Raw genomic sequence first — 20,345 nt, forward strand, 5'->3', positions numbered from 1 at the left:
TTATTCCCCTTCCCACTTGCGAACAGCAAGGCAGACGTTGTGCCCTCCGAAACCAAATGAATTGCTAATCGCCGCGCGGACCTCGCGTTCCTGATATACATGCGGCACAAAATTCAATTCAGGAGCTTCAGGATTGTCGCAATTGAGTGTCGGTGGTACTTTGCTGTGAATCATACTCTGCACAGTCGCAATTAATTCGACTGCCCCTGCACCGCCCATTAAATGGCCAGTCATGGATTTAATAGACGATATCGCCAATTGGGGGGCATGCTCCCCGAATACTTTTTGAATAGCGTTAATCTCCATACGATCATTAAATGGCGTACTCGTACCGTGGGCATTGACATAGTCGATTTCCTGCGGTGTCAAGCCGCCATCCTGCAGTGCGATGTTGATCGCTTCTGCCGGGCCGGAGCCAGAGGGATCTGGAGCCGTGATATGATACGCATCAGTTGTGCATCCGTAACCCACAACTTCGGCCAGAATGGTGGCTCCGCGGTTCAAAGCATACTCCAACTCCTCCAGCACCAAAACTCCTGCTCCTCCACCGATGACGAATCCATCACGATCCACATCAAACGGACGACTAGCCTTCTGCGGCTCTTCATTACGTCTGGAGAGAGCATGGATATTCGCAAAAGATGCCAGATCAAGCTGACTAAAATTGGCTTCTGCTCCACCAGCAACCACGACATCAGCCGTGCCGTACTGGATCGTACGTAATGCCTCACCAATGGCATTACTTCCTGTGGCACAAGCCGTAACCACAGCAAAAGAAGGCCCCTTGGCTCCAATAGCAATGGAGATTTCACCAGGTGCTGAATTAATCATCATCGAGGAAACAAAATAAGGAGAAACTCTTTTGGGACCAAGCTTTGTTAATTTCCCATAGTTCTCCTCTATAACGTCGAGGCCGCCTGCTCCAGAACCGACAATAACCCCCACGCGACTTGCATTCCGCTCATCAATCACTAATTTTGATTGCTCCACTGCCTGCCGGGCAGCCGCCAAAGCAAACTGAGTGAACTGTGCGACTTTATTAGCTTCCTTCTTGCTCATATATTGCAATGGGTCAAAGCCCGTAACCTGTGCACCGATCTTTGTCGGAATGTCCGCTGTATCGAAAGCAGTGACAGGTCCGATTCCGCTTTTTCCTTCCAACAGTGAATTCCAGAAATCCGTAAGATTAAGCCCGACCGGCGTTACGACTCCCTGTCCAGTCACTACAACACGTCTTCTCACTGTATCCACGTCCTTCGTTGAAATTAATTCTTGGAAGCCTGTTGCTCGTAGAGAGGAAAGTCGCCATACACATGACTGATTTTTTCATGCACATCCGCAAGATCAGCATATACCTCGACGACCACAAGCTTGTTCTCCTGATACTTTTGCCAAGCAAGCTGAAGCTGTTCCCGTGCCTCTCCCTTACTCCGAATTGCAAGGCTTTCCACAAACTCATACTGAGGAATTTGAATTCCTGTCTTGGCCGCCTCAGAAACAAACGGGAGGGACTGCCCTGTGAGTTGTTTATAATTCATCTGATTCTGCAACCAACCATAGCCACCATTATTTAGTACGATATAGATTAACGGTATTTGATACTCCACCGCCGTCATAAAATCCGAACAGAAGAGATTGAACGCACCGTCACCTACAAGTGCCACTACTGGACGTTGTGTCGCCACGCTTGCTCCCAGAGCAGCCGCCGCACCGAATCCAAGACTCGTTTGATCACTAGGAACAATCGAAAGAGAACCGTGGGCAAAGCGAAAATATGGATAAAAATAGGACCACATATCCTGCAATCCATTCTCTTGAAGAAGCACTAGATTTTCAGGGAACTCCGTCTGAATCATGTCCAACAGCTCAGGAACGTGGATTCCAGGGGTCTTTTTCAGCTCTTCCAGATAAATAGCCCTGTGAGAAAAAGCCTCCTGTTTACAACTCCCAATCGTTTCAAGCCACACTCCATCAGGCTCCTGCCCACGTCGTTCAAGCCACTGCTCCACCGCTGCATATCCATCACCGAGCACCTTGATACCCTTGTATTCGTGTGCAAAATCCTCCAGATTTACATTGACCTGAATCAAAGGTGTATCCTGTAGCAAAATATCCCACTCGAAAGTAGCCGTTTCTTCCAATCGACTGCCCAGTGTGATCACCACATCAGATTCCTTCCAGATTTGTCTTAGACTGAGATCTGTATAGAGTCCCGCAACACCACAGAAGAGTTCGTGGTCTTCATCAACTACACCCCGTCCCGAGGCGGTTGCGAACAAGGCCGCTCCATGTTGGTTAGCGAACCGCTCAATCACATCACCTGTACCTGACTTCATTCCGCCTCCGACTAGAATGAGTGGTCTGCGGGCGTTCTCAATAATTCCCCACGATGCATCCAACTCCCGACGAGACGGAGAGCACGACAGCTTTTCTGGTGGGGTAAACTGAAGCCCTGTTGGCACAGGCTGGTCCATCAGGTTTTCAGGGAGTTCGATATAGACAGGACCCGGTGCTCCATTGATAGCCAAAAAGGCAGCCCGCTCCATCGCCCATACAAGCCGATCCACATGCTCGACACGATAAGCCCATTTTACGAGCGGCTTCACGAGTGAGATTTGATCGGCTTCCTGAAAGGATCGGGTACCCAGCTTGTCTCCGCCAGTGCCAAGCGCCAAAAGCAGGAGCGGAGCGCCCAGGTTCTTGGCCTCCAGTAGCCCTGTAAGTGTATTACTGAGCGCAGGGCCTTTCCCCACAACGCATACGGACATCTGGTTGGTGGTGAGCGCATAACCTGCTGCCATGAACACAGCATTACGTTGATCTTTGCACAGAATAAAATCCATACCGGATGAGGGGAGTGACGATACGATTTTGAGATCATCACTTGGTAATCCAAAGAGATGCTGAACCCCAGCCGATTTTAAGTAGCCAATGATGGCATCCCAAGGGAATAAACTCGCAGTCATACCAAACTCCTCTTTTCCGACAAATATTCTGCGACAATTTCTGAAATCAAGATCGGCTTCGAAATGAGCTTGAAATCGTAAAAAATATAGTTCGACATCGTGCCATAGCCACCAAAAGGCTTATTGCCTTGATCCACATCCTCAAGCGTCTGATTAATGGTCAGCGTGTGCTTCTTTCGCAGAACGTCCGCCAGGTGACTAGACCCGTATAAGCTGCAACCCATTGCTCGTTCACTGAAATAACTGGAGGAAATACGCTTGATCAGCTGCTCGTCGTCTCGGTAGCTAACCACGTTGAAGACCGGTGAAAAATACTCAATAATCTCCAAATCCTGATCTAGCTCGCTATATACAACCGTTGGCTCCATCTTTTTCGTACGGAAATCAATGCCACCGCCGTAAATAATAAACTTATCGTTCGTATTAAAATATTCAGAAACCGAGTTCAGCGCATCTTTATAGAAAATAGGGGAATAGTTTGCGTTCGGATCATCGTTGGCTCCAAACACAAGTTGGTCAAGCCGCATAATCAGCAGGTTTTTGAAGCTCTCTGTCACATCTTGATGTACCAGAATGATGTCGGGTCCCAGGCAGTCCTGTCCTGAGTTGAACAGTCTCATTCGGATTACATCGGTAACCGCCAGTTCCAGATCAGCATCGGGTCCGATGACGAAAGGATTGATCCCTTGTCCATAGAAGATGTAGAGTTGGTCTTTTCGGATTTGTTTTTTGATCTTCTCCGCATTGACATAGCTCCCGGTGAACACCACAATATCAGCTGGCATAACCGAATTTTCCATAAAAACCCTTTGACTGACCTTACGAATATAGATGGGTAATCCGTGTACAGCCTGAAGCTTTTCATGCAGCATGTTGACGTACTCGTTTACGTGAGAAGAAGGGCGAAAGTCTATATTTTCAACGTACAGGGACGGAATCAAGAGGTATAATGCATAGGAGTACAAAATGACGTTGGAAGGCATGAATACAGCCATAGATCGTTGCCAGCTTGGCTGATAGGTCTGCACTTCTTGCAGAGCACCTTGAAGTGTGAGGATCGTGGAGTCAATTTCTGCATTGGCGGCCCGATAGGATGAAAATTGCGTGAGAATATCCATCACTTCCTGCCGATTTTCAATCAAATAATTGAGGCACTTCAGAATAGATTCATGCCTTTCCAAAAACAGTGTGTTTTCTGCCAATTCTGGATTTATACTCATGGCACATTCTCCCTTTCCTATATGCGGTTTTGGTAAATATTTTGCTATACTTTGCGAGAAGCAACTTTCTCCAGGGCAATACGCTCCATCTCCAGACGATCCACTTTTCCATTGCGATTTAAAGGAAAGTGGTCGAGCGGAAGCAAAAGATCGGGAAACATGTATGAAGGAAGTACACGATTTATTTCTTTACGGAGTACAGACAAGGCTTGCGAGGATTCGCCTTCGATGAATGCAACAAGCAATGTCCCTTTAGCCTCATCCTCCAAGGTGATCACGCAGGATCGGTAACCTAGCGAACCAATCCGATCCTCAATATAGACAGGAGATACCATATAGCCCATCCGGTTGACCGTCTTACCGCTGCGACCAATGACATACAGCATTCCGTCATCCAGATAGCCCAGATCCCCCGTCTTGAACCAGCCGTCCTGTAGAACCGATTGCGTTAAGTCTGGACGATTCAAGTAACCTTCCATGCGTCCAGCACTATGTATCCACACTTCGCCTACGATACCGTCCGCCTGCTGGTTGCCTGTAGAATCTAGTATTTTCAGCTCCACACCAGGTAATGGTAGACCACAACCCTTCGGACATTCTAGCGTCCCCAGTGTAACGTTGCCCAGTTCAGAAAGGCCGTAACCATTCAGGAGGGGCTGTCCAAATATGTTGTTAAATTTCTCTTCAAGGTCTTGGGTAAGTGGGGAACCGCCTACGCACCACATGCGCACCGGAGCTTCCTTGACCATTTCCAGTTGTTCGGGTTTTCGGTTTAGCATACGCAACAAGGTGTAAAAAGCAGAGGGGTTAGCGTCTACGACCGTCGCCCGGTCTTTCGTAATACTTGCAATGACGCTCCAGAGGTTTTTTGGATTGCAGATGATGAGAGAACATGAGGTTAACCACCAGGAGAAGATAAGTGAGATTCCATAAAAATGAGAGAACGGCACAACGGGGAGCATATGGTCAGACGGTAGGTAGTTCATGGCGTGTATGGAATGCCTGATATTCTCCATAAAAGCTGAACCAGCTTTCACGATTCCCTTGGGTTTTCCCGTCGTACCTGAAGAATACAGAATGAGCGCATCTGTCCTCTCGCACCACTTGTTAAAGTCGAGGGCTTCAAGCTTTGGCTCTCCCACCCAATCCGGGTGTACTGCTTCTTCTTGAATCAGATCTTGAATCAGAATAATGAGAGCATGAGGAAGTTCTAAATCGGAATCCGTAAGGATGCAACAGGCACCCGCTTCATCATAGATTTGAGCCACCTCATCGAGCACAGTCTGCTCGTCCACCACAGTCACCGAAACAGCAATATTGCACAGGGAGAACAGAGACACAACAAACCAATAGGAATTGGCCGCTTTCAGAATCACTCTACCGTCTTCGGGAATTCCTCTGAGCGTCAACATCCGGGAGAAGATCGTAACGTCTCGCTCCAGACGCTCCCTAGTCATAACTCCTTCAGGTGAGATAATACGGCAATCCGTATGCGTAATAAGCACAACGTTCCCTCCTTACATCCCCGTAATATGGTATCCAGCATCTACATGGATAACTTCACCCGTAATGCCTCTCGATAAATGGGAAAATAGGAATAACGCCGTATCTCCGACTTCCGACGTATCAACCGTCTTGCGTAGGGGCGTAGTTTCTTCAATATGTTTGAGCATTGTGTTAAAATCTTTAATGCCATAGGCAGCCAAGGTCCGTATCGGACCAGCGGAAATCGCATTTACGCGAATGCCATATGTGCCCAGATCATTCGACAGATAGCGCATGCTGGCTTCCAGTGAAGCCTTCGCCACACCCATAACGTTGTAATTTTTGATCGCTCGTTCTGCGCCAATATACGTCATGGTGACGATACTTCCACCCTCTGTCATCAGTGGGTATACTCGACGGGAGACAGCAGCCAGAGAATAGGCACTGATTTCTTGTGCAACGGCGAATCCCTCACGAGAAGTGTCAACGAACAAGCCATCCAAATCCTCAGCCTTAGCATAGGCGACACTGTGAAAATAACCATGTAATACGCCTACTTTTTCTTTTAGAAAATCCGCCAATGCATCAAGCTCTTCATTGCTTTGAACATTACAAGGACAGACCAGTGCTCCTGGAATGGTTTCAACGAGCTTTAGTACCCGCTCTGCAACCCTCTCATTTTCGTAAGTAAAAATGAGCTGTGCTCCTTCAGCAGCTAAAGATTGAGCTGTCCCCCAGGCAATACTCCTGTTATTAGCCACGCCCATAATCAAAATGTTCTTACCGCTCAGTAGTACTGCCACAGAAACCACCTTTCTTTTTTTACATTTTTAAACAAAATAACAACTTAACTGCGTATGTCTACATTTATAGACATATGTAATCTTTCCTGGAATATTATCGCGTTAATTGCCAAACTTGGATAGGCGACGTTTTAGGCAAATCACAAAATTTATTTTAAAATTGGTGGAACACATCTTGTATGCTGTCTGTCATCTCACAAAAAATAGTTGTGTTGCTTCCGTTGGTCTGTGTTCAAATCGAAAGGGATACATGTGTGAAAAAAGGTAGCGAGGCAAAAATAAGGTGACTGTCAAAGCGAGTTAAACATAAAATCCTCATATTTTTGTAAATATTTACATTCCGACGACGGACTCACCCCACTACCGGAAGTAACCACTTCATTTTCACCAACAATGAGTCTTCCGATTTGAACATCCTGAGTGACCAGCCAGATTTTATCTAATCTAAGTGTAAAGCCTTAACCTCTATAGACTACGCTTTTGTTTTTTGGGAGCTAAAGTATAGCTAAAGGAGACAACAAAGTCGATTGCCAGAACGATCGCCCATGTTTGCATAATGCCCTCCAAAGACACCGTACGCTGCGGATCATCAACATACATAATGATGGCAAGCAACAAAGCATTACCTATAGCCCAACCCAAAAGGTGAAGCAACCAACCTATCCGTTCCTCTTTTGCATGAGCAGCACCATACTTGCGTTCAGGCTTGGGTCCCTTACCAAACCAATGGGAGAACCGTACATCCGCCCACTTAATTAACCTATGACCAAATGCTACTGTAATACCAAAATAACAGGCCGCCAAGCCAGTAGCAGTCGTAATCTCCATGCCACTTTTCACCGTGATGAACACCGCAATCAGTAGCAGGATATCAATAATGGGGGTAAATAGTAAAAGAAGACCGCCTAATTTCTTCAAGCCAAACATATACCTTGCGATCAAGCCTGCAACAACAAAAACCCAAAATAAAACTTCAGCACTAATAATAAATAAATACATAATAGATGATTCCTTTCAAATTAGAAATTGGTATTCACCTCAACTATCCCCCTTTCATGCCCACTATCATACAATATTATACATAATATTCCTAGTATTTTGTCTATAATTACATAAAAGGAAACAAATAGCCGTTTTTTCTGCGAAAATCAGTATCTGTTCAGCCCATTTCGTCTTGTTCTCAAAATGGGCATTTTACATGATATGCTACCCATAAAGAATTATGATGATCTGAAATGAAAAAAGATGTACCTATGCTAATCAGCACGGGTACATCTTTTTTTACAGATACACTATCCAATTACAATATGACCTTCTGGACGACGGTACAATGTCTTGGTCGAGCGTGGACGAATGGCATAGGCAATCGTAAGAGGACCAATCCGACCAATAAACATAGTCACACAAATAATCAGCTTGCCTGCGTCAGACAATCCTGGCGTCACTCCTACAGACAACCCTACCGTTCCAATTGCGGAAGCAGCCTCAAATGCAAGGGAGAGAAATGGCGCATCCTCTGTCATTAAGAGCAGTATAACCACAATCGAGAATATAAATAGGGCCAGTACAATAATGGTCAGCGCCCGCATCATGATATCTTTGGGGACCCTATGACGGAAAAACACAATTTCCTTCTGTCCTCGCATGACGGCGATTAGCGCACCTACCATAAGCAGAAACGTAGTCGTTTTAATTCCTCCTCCCGTGGAGCCCGGAGAAGCACCGATAATCATCAGCAACATAATAAAAAACTGACTTGCCTGCCTTAACCCGCTGATATCGACTGTGCTCGTACCTGATGATCTCGTGGAGACCGATTGAAAGACAGCTCCATATACTTTGCCTTCCCAGTTCAGCGCACCCAAGGTTCGTGCATTGGTAAACTCAAAAACAAATAAAACCAGCGCACCAACCACAATGAGCACTCCCGACACGCTAAGCACCATTTTGGAGTGTAGAGACAGTCTCCGGGTACGGCGAAAATCGAACAGATCGCTAAGTACAAGGAAACCCAAGCCTCCTGATATAACGAGCACAGATGCAATCATATTGAAAACAAAATCTCCAGCGTACTGTTGGAAGCTAGTCCCGAACAGATCGAATCCCCCGTTATTAAAGAGGGATACGGAATGGAATATTCCATAATATATCGCTTGTCCGACAGGCATCTCTCGCATCCACCGCAAAGCTAAGACGACGGCAGCTATCGCCTCAATGGTAAAGGAAAAGATCAGCACCTTGCGAATAATACGTACGATCCCTTCCATGCTATCGGCATTAATAGCCTCCTTAAGCAGCAACCGATCCTTTAACGATAATCGCCGCCCCAACAACAGCGCAAACAAGGTCGCTAAGGTCATAAACCCCAGCCCGCCTAGCTGCATCAGCACCAGAATGACGGTTTCGCCAAACATCGTATACGTTGAATCGACGTCAACAACGACCAGTCCTGTGACACAAGCGGCTGAGACGGACGTAAAAAGCGAATCAATCCAATGCGGAGCATGACCACTATGATTGGCAACAGGAAGCATCAGTAGCAAAGTACCCAATGCAATAATCAATAAATATCCGATGACCAATATAAAAGGAGGCGATGCGAACCGACTAAGCTTGACGCTGCGTTTCATTAGAGTATTCTCTCCATCCGTTCTTATGAAAAAGAGGAACAAGACACGGGAAGCCCGGCTGATCCTCTATATTCATAATGTTATGTTATTCTACTGTTGGTTACGCATATGCGGGAAAAGCAGCACATCGCGAATGGAAGGCGCATCTGTCAGCAACATAACCAAACGATCGATGCCGATGCCCAGTCCACCTGTTGGTGGCATCCCGTATTCCAAGGCGCGGATAAAGTCATCATCCATTTCATGCGCCTCGTCGTTACCGTGCTCACGTTCCAGCAATTGTGCTTCAAAACGTTGGCGCTGGTCGATTGGATCATTCAGCTCAGTGAACGCATTCGCATGCTCACGAGCAACCACGAACAGCTCGAAGCGATCCGTAAACCGCGGATCTTGTTCGTTTTTCTTGGCCAACGGCGAAATTTCAACCGGATGTCCAGTAATAAAGGTCGGTTGAATAAGCGTTTCCTCTACGAACTGCTCAAAGAATGCATTCAGGATATGGCCAAATGTCATATGCGGTTCAACCGAAACTTTATGCTCTTTCGCAAGGCGATGAGCTTCTTCATTACTCATCTGCACGCTAAAGTCTACACCTGTTACTTCTTTAACAGCATCAACCATGGAGACTCTGCGCCATTGCGGCGTCAGATCCACTTCCTGGCCTTGATATTGAATGTGTTGTGTGCCCAGTACTTCCTGCGCAATATGTGCAACCATGTTTTCCGTCAATTGCATGATATCTTTATAATCAGCATACGCTTCATACAGCTCAATCATCGTAAACTCAGGGTTATGGCGGGTCGAAATACCTTCATTACGGTAAACACGACCGATCTCATATACTTTCTCCATTCCGCCGACAATTAGTCGTTTCAAATGGAGTTCAATAGCAATACGCATATAAAGCTGCATGTCCAATGCATTATGGTGCGTAACAAATGGCTTCGCCGCCGCCCCGCCAGCAATGGAATGTAATGTTGGGGTTTCAACTTCCAAATAGCCGAGCGAATCGAGATAACGACGCATGGATTGAATAATACGGGACCGTGTAATGAACGTTTTTTGTACTTCAGGGTTCATAACCAAATCGACATACCGCTGACGGTAACGCAATTCAACATCCTTCAGGCCATGATATTTCTCTGGTAATGGATACAAGGATTTGGACAAGACCTCAATATCCAGCACTTTGATTGTCGTTTCGCCCGTTTTGGTCTTGAAGAGCACACCCTTAACACCAACAATATCACCCAGATCCAAAATACCAAATGCTTTATATTTGGATTCAGGTACCGTGTCTTGACGAACATAAATTTGAATACGTCCGCTAAGATCCTGTATATGAGCAAAGCTGGCTTTTCCCATCACACGTTTAGCCATAATACGGCCTGCTATGCTAACTTCAATATTCTTTTCTTCCAGTTCTTCCTTAGTCAAACTGTCATACTTGCTCAGTAGTACGCCCGCTTCAGCCGTGCGTATGTATTTGCGTCCAAAAGGATCAATGCCCAATGCGCGAAGCTCGTCCAATTTGGCACGACGAATTTGTAATAGTTCACTTAATTCCTCGCGATTTTCTTGTGTTTCCTGGTTAGTAGTTTCATCCGACATGGTGCTAAATCAGCTCCTTCAATATGAATAGACGGGCCGGGGTCCGTCCGGGTGTAGAGAAAAAAAGCTTCCACAAGGAAGCTTTTACATTAAATTCCAAAGTCCGTGTCTTATTTCTTGATATCCACGATTTTATATTGAATAACGCCTGCTGGAACGGTGACATCCACAACAGTTCCCTTTTTCTTACCGAGAATTGCCTTGCCAACCGGACTTTCATTCGAAATCTTATTCTGTAGCGGGTCGGATTCGGCGGAACCTACGATAGCATACTCTGTAATATCTCCGAATTCCAAATCTTCAACGGTCACAGTTGCACCTACTCCCACAACATCGGTGTCAATTTCATCACTATTGATAATGCGGGCATTGCGTAGCATCTTTTCCAACGTAATTACACGGCCTTCAATAAAGGCCTGCTCATTCTTCGCATCCTCATATTCGGAGTTTTCACTAATATCTCCGTATCCGATGGCTACCTTAATCCGTTCAGCCACTTCGCGGCGTTTGACAGACTTTAAGTTCTCAAGCTCATCTTCGAGCTTTCTAAGACCTTCCTGTGTCAGAATGACTTCTTTATCGCTCATCTTAACCGATTCTCCTGTCATGGGAAAAGTTTAAAAGTGCATCGGAATGCACGCTTTCAAAACATAATATGCCACTCTGAGGGAATGAGAACATTTCCTGCTGTTGTCTTGAGAGCTGCACACAATTTGTAGCATACATCAAGATTTTATACTGAACGATTATAGGGCAAGCAATTGGAAAAGTCAATCGCGTGCGCAGGCCGGAACAGCTTCCTTATTGCGCAACAGCAGCAGGAGAAGCAGCACTTGTAGAAGGCTCATCGTTTTCTACCATGTGCAATTGAGATACAAATTGATCCAAAATACGTACCATATCGTCGCGCTTTGTTTCTTCCATAATGACATCCTTAATACGTGCAGAACCTTTAAACCCCTTGAGGTACCAAGCCAGATGCTTGCGCATTTCACGGACAGCTACCGCTTCACCCTTCAATGCAACCAGACGATCCATATGCAGAATGGCAATGCGGATTTTTTCTTCCGGTGAAGGATCGGGCAACAGCTCACCTGATTGCAAGTACTCAATCGTACGGTAGAGCATCCACGGATTCCCCAGCGCACCGCGTCCGATCATAACGCCATCACAATTGGTCAGATCCAGCATGCGGCGGGCATCTTCCGGTGATGCCACATCACCGTTTCCAATTACAGGAATGGAAACTGCTTCTTTAACTTCTTTTATAATATCCCAATTCGCATGTCCCGTATACAGTTGCTCCCGTGTACGGCCATGTACGCTAACGGCCTGACCTCCGGCACGTTCAACAGCGCGAGCGTTCTCTACGGCATAAATATGCTCGCTATCCCAACCAATACGCATTTTCACGGTAACCGGCTTGCTTACCGATTCCACTACCGCCGATACCATTTCATAAATCTTGTTTGGATCGAGCAGCCAACGAGCACCTGCATCACATTTGGTCACTTTGGGAACCGGGCAGCCCATATTGATATCAATAATATCTGCATTCGTTTCCTGATCTACCACCTTCGCTGCTTCCACCAAAGATTCGCGGTCGCCTCCAAAAATTTGCAAGCTAAGCGGCTTCTCGCGCTCATCTACAAACAGCATCTCACGTGTACGCTTGTTGCCGTGAATGATGGCCTTATCACTAACCATCTCTGCACATACCAAGCCTGTACCGAACTCCTTGGCGATCAAGCGAAAAGCAGGATTGCACACGCCTGCCATGGGTGCCAAGACGACTTGGTTTTTCATTTCAATATCGCCGATTTTCAACATATCTGTTCACCCCTTTATTCCTTCTTTTATATCGTATACTTATCGTCATTCCGTCAGTTCCCGGACTTCAATTTCTAGCGTTTGGGCGATGATGTTCAGCATGTCTGGGTCTACTCTACGATTGCCTCGCTCCACAGCACCTAATACAGTCAAAGATATACCAGTACGTTCTGCCAACTCCTGCTGTGTGAACCCTTTTAGCTTCCGAAAGGCGCGGAGTCGTTGCGCCAGCTGCATGTTTTCCAAAGCTGTATGCCGTCCTTTCCATCCACAGAATTCAATGCAGTATGCACGATACTGTACAGACCGGACGGATCTTGGTTCGGAACGATATCAGCCAAAGGAACCAGCACAAAAGCACGCTCCAACATACGAGGGTGAGGAAGCTCCAAATCCGGTGTAGCCAGTTGCGCCGCTTCCATCCATAACAAATCCAGATCAATGGTTCGTGGCCCATTAGGAATGTGTCTTACTCTCCCCAGACGACTCTCCACCTCCAGCATATATACCAGAAGCTCCTCTGGAGCAAGTGTTGTAGATACGGCTACCGTCATGTTCAAAAAAGAAGGTTGATCCAGATACCCAACAGGCTCTGTTTCGTACAGGCTGGAGCACCGAAGCACCCGTATACCCGGATGTTCGTCCAGCGCCGTAATGGCTTCATACAGGGTATGCTCGCGCTCCCCCAAATTAGCCCCTAAAGCAATATAAGCCTCTGATGCCTCAGAGGTCGAATGTGCATTCATGTATCGTTCCTACTTTCTTGCGCGATAAAGCTCAACCGTCACGCCTTGAAAATGAATATCAAACGGCGGATGCGGCTTTGTGACTTTGACAGTCAGTGCATTGACACTAGTATAAGTGTCCAGTAGGGAAGATGCAATACGTTCGCCCAAAGCTTCAATCAATTGGTAAGATTCCTTTTCTACAATATCTTTAACGGTGTAATGCACCTCGGCGTAATTAACCGTTTTGTCCAAGGCATCCTGCTCACCCGCTTCACGCAGATCAAGCTCCAGTTCCAAATCAATATAGAAACGTTGTCCCAGCTTGCGCTCCTCTGGAAAAACGCCATGATATCCGTAATACTCCATACGATGCAAAACCATTTTATCCATCGTGGGTATCCCCCCCTGTTTTTTATTAGATTTTCTCAATAAGCTCAACTTAAAAGTTTCGTATCGTGCCACTGCGCAGTCGGATGGTGCTCCCCATCGCCACTGCCCCAGATTTCTTGAATAAAACCTATAATAAAGGTAGAAATTCGGGGAAGTGATGCTTCCGAAGCGAGCTTTCCTACGGAAAGCTTTTAAAGCGACCGCTTTGCTTGTACAGCACCATTCCGCCTACTCCGTTCTCGTTCTACTTGATCTATTCTTCTGTTCACCTTACACAATAAATAACTCCCTAAAAATACAGTGACTTTATGGCGCGTTGTAGCGGAATGAAGGATTTGAATCCGGAGAAGCGAAGCGCTCGCCTTTGCAACGGGATTCTAACAGTCATATGTTTACCAATTCAAAAGAATCCCGTTGCAACAGCGATCGCAGGATCAAATCATTCATGAAGCGTCTTCTAACCACCATAACTCAGTGCATTTTTAGACCCGTACACCATCGCATCACACATACGTACGGTGCGCTTGATTTGCGCCACATCGTGTACACGCACAATCTGGCACCCTTGAGCAATGCCAAAGGCAACGGTAGCCGCCGTGCCCTCCACCACATCATTCACAGGCAAATCCAGTGCTGTACGAATAAACCTTTTGCGCGACGTAGCCAATAACAGCGGAAAGCCCAGCTGACTCAATGTATCGAGAGAAGTCATGGCATGAATATTTTCATCGTAATCCTTGGCAAAACCGATACCTGGGTCTAAAATGATCTGTTCCTCACGTACCCCCGCATCCAGCGCTAATCGGATACTTTCTTTTAAATCGGACAGCATATCAGAAACCAAATCACTATAGTTACGGTCATGACGATTATGCATCAAAATGACCGGGCAATCGAATTCCGAAGCTACACGTGCCATATCGGGGTCTGCCTTAAACCCCCACACATCATTAATGATATGTGCGCCAGCCTCAAGTGCCTGCCTGGCTACCTCGGCTTTGTAAGTATCTACAGATAACGGAATGTGCGGTGCGATACGATGGATAGCCTGAACGACCGGAATGACCCGAGCCAGCTCCTCTTCCACACCTACTGGATCATGACCCGGGCGAGTAGACTCCCCACCAATGTCAATGATATCCGCTCCATCTTCCACCAGCTTCAATGCATGTAAAACAGCAATCTCGGGACTATAATGTAATCCTCCATCGGAAAATGAATCCGGGGTCACATTCAGTATACCCATGATCTGTGTGGAATGTCCGAGCGTAAGCTCGGCATCCCCCATTCGGTAACTACGTTGATAAAGGGTCGGTATGTTCACTTGATCCCTGCTTTCTGTCTATAATCGTGCAACAGCAAAGCTGTTATGGACCTGGGCTGTGTCAAGGGAACCGATAAATGGTTCGTTGCTCCTCCCGGCTCCAACAACAAATCCACGGGCCGTATTTCTTGTATAGAGTTGGTCATAAAAATTTCATCAGCCTGTTTCAGCTCGTCCCAGCGGTACAGGCCTTGCTCACAAGGAATGTCTCGCAGATGCGCCAGCTCCAAAATGAACTCACGCGTAATGCCTGGCAGAATCCCTGTAGACAAGTCAGGGGTATACAACGTATTGTTCCGCACAAAGAACAGATTGCTGACCATTCCTTCTGCCAGAAAACCATCCGCCGTAAGCATCATTCCTTCAGCCTTATAACGGACAGCCTCGGCATACTGCTGAAGTTCCCGCTTTGCAAGAATATTATTCATATAATGGAGCGACTTTAAGCGAACCTCACCCTCTGGAGTATTTCTGGGAGTTCGCAACAACTGAAGCGCCGATGGGGAAGTGGATTGCCCGGTTTGTGTATTGGTAGAGGGCAACGGTTTAGCGAACAGAATATGATTAGGACGCGTATAGTCCCCTGTCGGCAATCCTAGCACCTCTTCGCCCGCTGATACGGTGTAACGGATATAGGCTTCATCCAGTCCATTCGCCACCATCAGATGTTGGATGTGTCTCGTAAGTTGCTCCTCATCCGGTTGAAAAGGAATGCCGAGCATTCGGCAACCTTCCTGCAGTCGATGTAGATGCCGATCCAGCAAGAATGGGACACCCTTGTAGGTGCGGAATGTTTCAAACAAGCCCATTCCGTATAAAAAGCCGTGATCACTTACGTGAATCACGGCTTTTGCGGCTTCCGTGAGGACGCCGTTGACTCCGATATATTTCATGAATCAGACGCCTACCTTGCGTTTTAGGAAATTGCGTAACAGTTGATGCCCATAATCCGTAATAATGGATTCTGGATGGAACTGAACTCCTTCTACGGCAAATTCTTTATGCCGCAAACCCATAATTTCACCTTCTGCGGTTTCCGCGGTAATCTCTAGACACTCAGGCAGACTCTCGCGCTCCACCAGCAATGAGTGATACCGGGTTGCTGTGAACGGAGAAGGCAAGCCTTCAAATACTGACGTATTGTGATGAAGAATCGGTGATGTTTTACCGTGCATGAGTCGTTCAGCCCGGATAACCTTACCGCCAAAAGCCTGTCCGATGGCCTGGTGGCCGAGGCAAACGCCAAAAATCGGAATGCGACCTTTAAAATGGCTGATCACATCCAGTGATATCCCTGCCTCATTCGGCGTGCATGGACCCGGCGAGATCAAAATATGCTCTGGTGCCAGCTCTTCTATGCCTTTCACATCAATCTCATCGTTCCGTTTTACGGTTACTTCTTCGCCAAGTTCACCTAAATATTGAACAAGATTGTACGTAAACGAATCATAATTATCAATCACCAAAATCATACGACTCACCCTCCTGTGATACCGCTTCTGCTCAAAGCGGCTTCTTCTTCACCACATTGTACCGCCTTCATGACAGCTCTAGCCTTGTTCCGACATTCCCGATATTCCCTGTACGGGTCTGAATCAATGACGATCCCCGCACCTGTCTGTAAATAGGCAGTGCTGCCTTTAACAGCTAGTGTTCTTATTATAATATTTAATTCCATATTGCCGTTATAGTCAATCCATCCAAGGGACCCTGTATAAGGCCCCCGACGAACGGGCTCTAATTCTTCAATAATTTCCATGGTGCGCACCTTGGGTGCCCCGGTAATGGTTCCGCCTGGAAAGGTAGCAGCAATTACATCTATAGCTGTACGACCCGAGGCTAATTTTCCTTCAACCTGAGAAACCAGGTGCATAACGTGCGAATAGTATTCGACCGTCAGCAGTTCAGGCACATGCACCGATCCGTATTCGGCAATCCGTCCGATATCGTTACGCTCCAGATCGACGAGCATAATATGCTCGGCGCGTTCTTTTTCGCTTGATAGAAGCTCTGCTGCCATAGCGGCATCTTCATCCGGTGTTAGCCCTCTTCTTCTCGTACCTGCAATTGGTCGGGCGCTCACACGTCCATCCTCCAGCTTCACCAACAATTCCGGCGAGCCACTAACGATCCGTAAATCTGGCATACGCAGCATACCCATATAAGGGGAAGGATTCAGCAGACGAAGCCATTCATATATATTTTCAGGGAGGGCTGTAAGCGCACGTTGCTGACGAATCGATAAGTTAACCTGGAATACATCCCCTTGGGCAATGTATTCCTGCACACGTTTCACGGCTTGTTCAAAATCTTGTTGGTTGAATGCCGCTGTCCAGCCTTCAGATTCAAAATGAGCAGCCTCTAACCCTTCTTCGGCGAGCCTAGCACAACGACGAGGGTACGCAGAATCAATCTCTCCTGCATTTATGATGTTATTCCACTGAGTCAGCATACGTTCTGCACGTTGGGCAGCTTCCGCGTAATGCTCGCAAAGTATAGGATTTGGCCCATCCAGCATAACGTGACTGGTCAAATCGGTATCACTGCTGACTTTATCGGAATGCGCAGGAGCGGGCATATGAACAGCACAATATATGGAGGATTTTTCGTGATCATAAATCCATAGCTCATCCACCCTCATCCATACATAATCAGGTATGTCTGTATCGTCTGCAGCTTGAGATGGCAAACGCTCCAACGAGCGAGCTACATCGTAGCCAAGATAACCCGCAAATCCTCCAGAGAAAAAAGGCATGCCAGGTACACGCGGCGCACGGTAAGGAGCGATCCAGTTGCTCATGACTTTCAAAGGTTGACCATGCATTTCTCCATGTTTCCCGCTTTGCAAATCAGTCCAAACTGCATGTTCTCCCTTGCCCTCCAATATAGCAACCGGATTTAAGGCCAGATAGGTGTACCTCCCACCTTTAGCGCTCTCCAGCAAAAAGGCATATGGAGACGAATCCTCCCAAGCCTTCCGCCACGATGACGGTAGCCCCCCCACGGGTAATGGGTACTCAGCAATATAGGGAAGTATGCTCCAGCCTTCCTCCTGCCAAACCTGCCACTGCGTCTCCGTCACTCTAGCTGTCGATTTCATCCGTGTGTGCTTCCCCTTCCCTACTTTTCAATAAGTCTATATTCTCTCCTTAAAAAGAAACCCCCACCCCCCTGCAACAGGGAAATGAGGGAATCCTTACGTATAGTATACACAATTACGACATAATTACAGCTCGAAATTGTATAGTGGTGTGCTCAGGTAACGTTCTCCATTACTTGGAACAATGACAACGATCCGTTTACCCTTGCCCAATTGCTTAGCAAGTTTCAAAGCCGCATGAACAGCCGCGCCAGATGAAATACCGGACAAAATGCCCTCTTCCTTGGCCACTCTACGTGCTACCTCGAAAGCTTCATCGTTTTCTACATGAATAATTTCATCATAGATATCGCGGTTTAAAATTTCAGGAATAAAGTTGGCACCAAGTCCTTGAATTTTGTGGGGTCCTGGCTTACCGCCTGCTAACAGTGGGGAAGAGGCAGGCTCTACAGCCACAACTTTAATATCAGGGAATTCTTTCTTAAGCACTTCTCCGGCACCAGAAATGGTTCCGCCAGTACCTATTCCAGCTATAAAAGCGTCCAGAGTTCCGCCAATGGAACGAATGGCTTCCACAATCTCAGGACCGGTCGTTTCACGGTGAATTTTGATATTAGCTTTGTTCTTGAACTGCTCAGCAGCAAAATATTCCGGATTTTCACTCAGCAATTCTTCCATTTTCTTAACGGACCCGTTCATGCCTTCTGATCCTGGTGTTAGCACAAGTTCGGCTCCATAAGCACGCAACAAATTACGACGCTCTATGCTCATCGTTTCTGGCATAACGATCACTGCCTTATAGCCCTTCGCAGCAGCAACCATAGCCAAGCCGATTCCTGTATTACCGCTAGTTGCTTCAATAATCGTACCGCCTGGCTTAAGCAAACCTTCACGTTCAGCTTCTTCTACCATGCTAATCGCAATACGATCTTTTACACTGGAGCCTGGGTTCTGATATTCCAGTTTCAAATAAATTTCGGCGCTATCTTCCGGTACGATCCGGTTGAGCCGAACGAGGGGAGTTTCCCCGATAAGTTCGGTGATGTTATTAACAACTTTAGCCATGATAATTCCTCCCTGACTGTAGATGATGTATTAAAAATTGCGAAATCATATTGTAGATCAATCTTAGTCAATCACTTTAATTCTGTACCGTTCATTTAATTTCCGATAAAAATAGTGGGTTTTATACGCTAATCATAACAATCTTCAATTCCAATGTCAATACGAGTGAGTAAGCCGCGATGCTGTCAACCCGCGTTATCAGCATCGTGCTTCCTTCAAACCAATATTCTTTCACTACGTTACAGAGCAGCGGAGGATGCATCTTTTCCAGATAAAATACGCGCTCCATATTTATCACGTAGACTCTTCTCGACCTCTTCCAAAGGAGCGGCCTGTGCAAGCGCAAGAGATCGGCGAATTTGCTGCCGGATCTGCTGCTTATCCGGAGAATTCTTCAACCGGACATCCTGTACATAAATGACAGCATAGCCATCGTTAACAGAGATCGGACCTGCAACATCCCCGGAGCTTAGCTCTCTCGCCGCCTTCATGATCGCCTCCGGTTGCAATGGATCATATTCATCCACCCATCCCAAATGCCCGCTGCTATCCTTGCCAAAAGGCTTACCTGAATACTCTTGAATCAGCACATCGAAGCTCTCCCCCTGCTTGACCCGATCTAGCAACGCTTCTGCTTCCTCCGCATTATCCACATAAAGAGCTGCCAATTGGATCTGCTTACCGACGGCAAATTCCTCAGGGTGCTGTTCCCAATACTCGTCAATCTCAGCTTCCTGAACTTGAATACCCTGCGTGGCTATTTTCTCCAAACCAATCCGGTATTCCGCTTCATTCCGCAAGTCAACCGGATCTAAGCCAAACTGTCGCTGCATTTCATCAAAGTAGGCATGATCTGAGTCATACCCTTTACTATCCTGCTCCAGCACCTGCTGTAAATCCTCTTGGGTGATCTTGATACCGAGACGCTTGGTTTCAGCCTGCACGGCTTTACGATTCAACATTTGCAACAGCGTATTGGTTCCATATCGCTTTTTCAGTTCCGCTACCCACTGTTCCTCCGATATGCCTTCCTGACCCATCTCCGCCACAGTATGATCGCCGTCATCCTTGCTTACATCACCCGGCTTTGACAGCCCCCGAAGCATGATAAGACCACCCAAGGCGGCGACGCTAACGGTCAGAATAATGACAGCTGTCCATAATCCTTTTTCCCGTGTAGTCATCGCTTGCAC

At 46.8% G+C, this 20,345-nt stretch carries 19 protein-coding genes; all 19 read right to left on the reverse strand.

The window, feature by feature from the left end; genetic code table 11:
* The 19 genes from fabF to MKX59_RS00115 all read right to left on the reverse strand — a co-directional run bounded on the left by fabF (position 1) and on the right by MKX59_RS00115 (position 20,336).
* The gene (gene fabF / locus MKX59_RS00025) at positions 1–1,242 is read right to left on the reverse strand and encodes a beta-ketoacyl-ACP synthase II (protein WP_068938691.1); all 1,242 of its coding nucleotides are present in this window, start codon (positions 1,240–1,242) and stop codon (positions 1–3) included.
* A gap of 23 nt (positions 1,243–1,265) precedes the next feature.
* Positions 1,266–2,966: a thiamine pyrophosphate-binding protein gene (locus tag MKX59_RS00030; RefSeq protein ID WP_071559527.1), complete on the reverse strand. Its 1,701-nt coding sequence runs from the start codon at positions 2,964–2,966 to the stop codon at positions 1,266–1,268.
* Positions 2,963–4,186 (reverse strand): aldehyde dehydrogenase family protein, encoded by a 1,224-nt coding sequence (locus MKX59_RS00035; protein WP_075153521.1) that lies wholly within the window; start codon positions 4,184–4,186, stop codon positions 2,963–2,965. The genes MKX59_RS00030 and MKX59_RS00035 overlap by 4 nt, the downstream gene beginning before the upstream one ends.
* Positions 4,187–4,230: 44 nt before the next feature.
* Positions 4,231–5,691, reverse strand: coding sequence for a class I adenylate-forming enzyme family protein (locus tag MKX59_RS00040; protein ID WP_340857243.1), 1,461 nt, complete (start codon positions 5,689–5,691; stop codon positions 4,231–4,233).
* 12 nt (positions 5,692–5,703) lie between these two features.
* Positions 5,704–6,474 carry an enoyl-ACP reductase FabI gene (gene fabI, locus MKX59_RS00045; RefSeq protein ID WP_013308164.1) on the reverse strand — a complete coding sequence of 257 codons (771 nt, stop codon included), beginning with the start codon at positions 6,472–6,474 and terminating at the stop codon, positions 5,704–5,706.
* Between the two features lie 465 nt (positions 6,475–6,939).
* Complete coding sequence (locus MKX59_RS00050; RefSeq protein WP_023986462.1) at positions 6,940–7,473, reverse strand: hypothetical protein; 534 nt, start codon at positions 7,471–7,473, stop codon at positions 6,940–6,942.
* Positions 7,474–7,766: 293 nt separating this feature from the next.
* The gene (locus MKX59_RS00055) at positions 7,767–9,104 is read right to left on the reverse strand and encodes a TrkH family potassium uptake protein (RefSeq protein ID WP_023986461.1); all 1,338 of its coding nucleotides are present in this window, start codon (positions 9,102–9,104) and stop codon (positions 7,767–7,769) included.
* 90 nt (positions 9,105–9,194) lie between these two features.
* The gene (gene lysS / locus MKX59_RS00060) at positions 9,195–10,715 is read right to left on the reverse strand and encodes a lysine--tRNA ligase (RefSeq protein WP_023986460.1); all 1,521 of its coding nucleotides are present in this window, start codon (positions 10,713–10,715) and stop codon (positions 9,195–9,197) included.
* Between the two features lie 110 nt (positions 10,716–10,825).
* Positions 10,826–11,302: a transcription elongation factor GreA gene (gene greA / locus MKX59_RS00065; RefSeq protein WP_013308160.1), complete on the reverse strand. Its 477-nt coding sequence runs from the start codon at positions 11,300–11,302 to the stop codon at positions 10,826–10,828.
* Positions 11,303–11,516: 214 nt separating this feature from the next.
* Positions 11,517–12,545, reverse strand: a complete 1,029-nt coding sequence (gene dusB / locus MKX59_RS00070; protein ID WP_023986459.1) for a tRNA dihydrouridine synthase DusB — start codon at positions 12,543–12,545, stop codon at positions 11,517–11,519.
* 45 nt (positions 12,546–12,590) lie between these two features.
* Positions 12,591–12,791 carry a helix-turn-helix domain-containing protein gene (locus MKX59_RS00075; protein ID WP_175405216.1) on the reverse strand — a complete coding sequence of 67 codons (201 nt, stop codon included), beginning with the start codon at positions 12,789–12,791 and terminating at the stop codon, positions 12,591–12,593.
* Positions 12,743–13,291: a 2-amino-4-hydroxy-6-hydroxymethyldihydropteridine diphosphokinase gene (gene folK, locus MKX59_RS00080; protein ID WP_023986458.1), complete on the reverse strand. Its 549-nt coding sequence runs from the start codon at positions 13,289–13,291 to the stop codon at positions 12,743–12,745. Before folK ends, MKX59_RS00075 begins: the two co-directional genes overlap by 49 nt.
* A 9-nt stretch (positions 13,292–13,300) precedes the next feature.
* Positions 13,301–13,663, reverse strand: coding sequence for a dihydroneopterin aldolase (gene folB / locus MKX59_RS00085; protein WP_023986457.1), 363 nt, complete (start codon positions 13,661–13,663; stop codon positions 13,301–13,303).
* A 457-nt stretch (positions 13,664–14,120) separates the two neighbouring features.
* Positions 14,121–14,987 carry a dihydropteroate synthase gene (folP, locus tag MKX59_RS00090; RefSeq protein WP_023986456.1) on the reverse strand — a complete coding sequence of 289 codons (867 nt, stop codon included), beginning with the start codon at positions 14,985–14,987 and terminating at the stop codon, positions 14,121–14,123.
* Positions 14,984–15,880 (reverse strand): aminotransferase class IV, encoded by an 897-nt coding sequence (locus MKX59_RS00095; protein WP_023986455.1) that lies wholly within the window; start codon positions 15,878–15,880, stop codon positions 14,984–14,986. The genes folP and MKX59_RS00095 overlap by 4 nt, the downstream gene beginning before the upstream one ends.
* 3 nt (positions 15,881–15,883) lie before the next feature.
* Positions 15,884–16,459 carry an aminodeoxychorismate/anthranilate synthase component II gene (gene pabA, locus MKX59_RS00100; RefSeq protein WP_013308153.1) on the reverse strand — a complete coding sequence of 192 codons (576 nt, stop codon included), beginning with the start codon at positions 16,457–16,459 and terminating at the stop codon, positions 15,884–15,886.
* Positions 16,460–16,464: 5 nt separating this feature from the next.
* Complete coding sequence (locus tag MKX59_RS00105; protein WP_340857256.1) at positions 16,465–18,087, reverse strand: anthranilate synthase component I family protein; 1,623 nt, start codon at positions 18,085–18,087, stop codon at positions 16,465–16,467.
* 126 nt (positions 18,088–18,213) lie between these two features.
* Positions 18,214–19,152 (reverse strand): cysteine synthase A, encoded by a 939-nt coding sequence (cysK, locus tag MKX59_RS00110; RefSeq protein ID WP_028542507.1) that lies wholly within the window; start codon positions 19,150–19,152, stop codon positions 18,214–18,216.
* Positions 19,153–19,391: 239 nt separating this feature from the next.
* Positions 19,392–20,336, reverse strand: coding sequence for a peptidyl-prolyl cis-trans isomerase (locus MKX59_RS00115; RefSeq protein ID WP_023986453.1), 945 nt, complete (start codon positions 20,334–20,336; stop codon positions 19,392–19,394).
* Positions 20,337–20,345: the final 9 nt, after the last annotated feature.

It is taken from the genome of Paenibacillus sp. FSL R7-0340 (assembly GCF_038002205.1).
GTDB classification, from domain to species: domain Bacteria; phylum Bacillota; class Bacilli; order Paenibacillales; family Paenibacillaceae; genus Paenibacillus; species Paenibacillus polymyxa_B.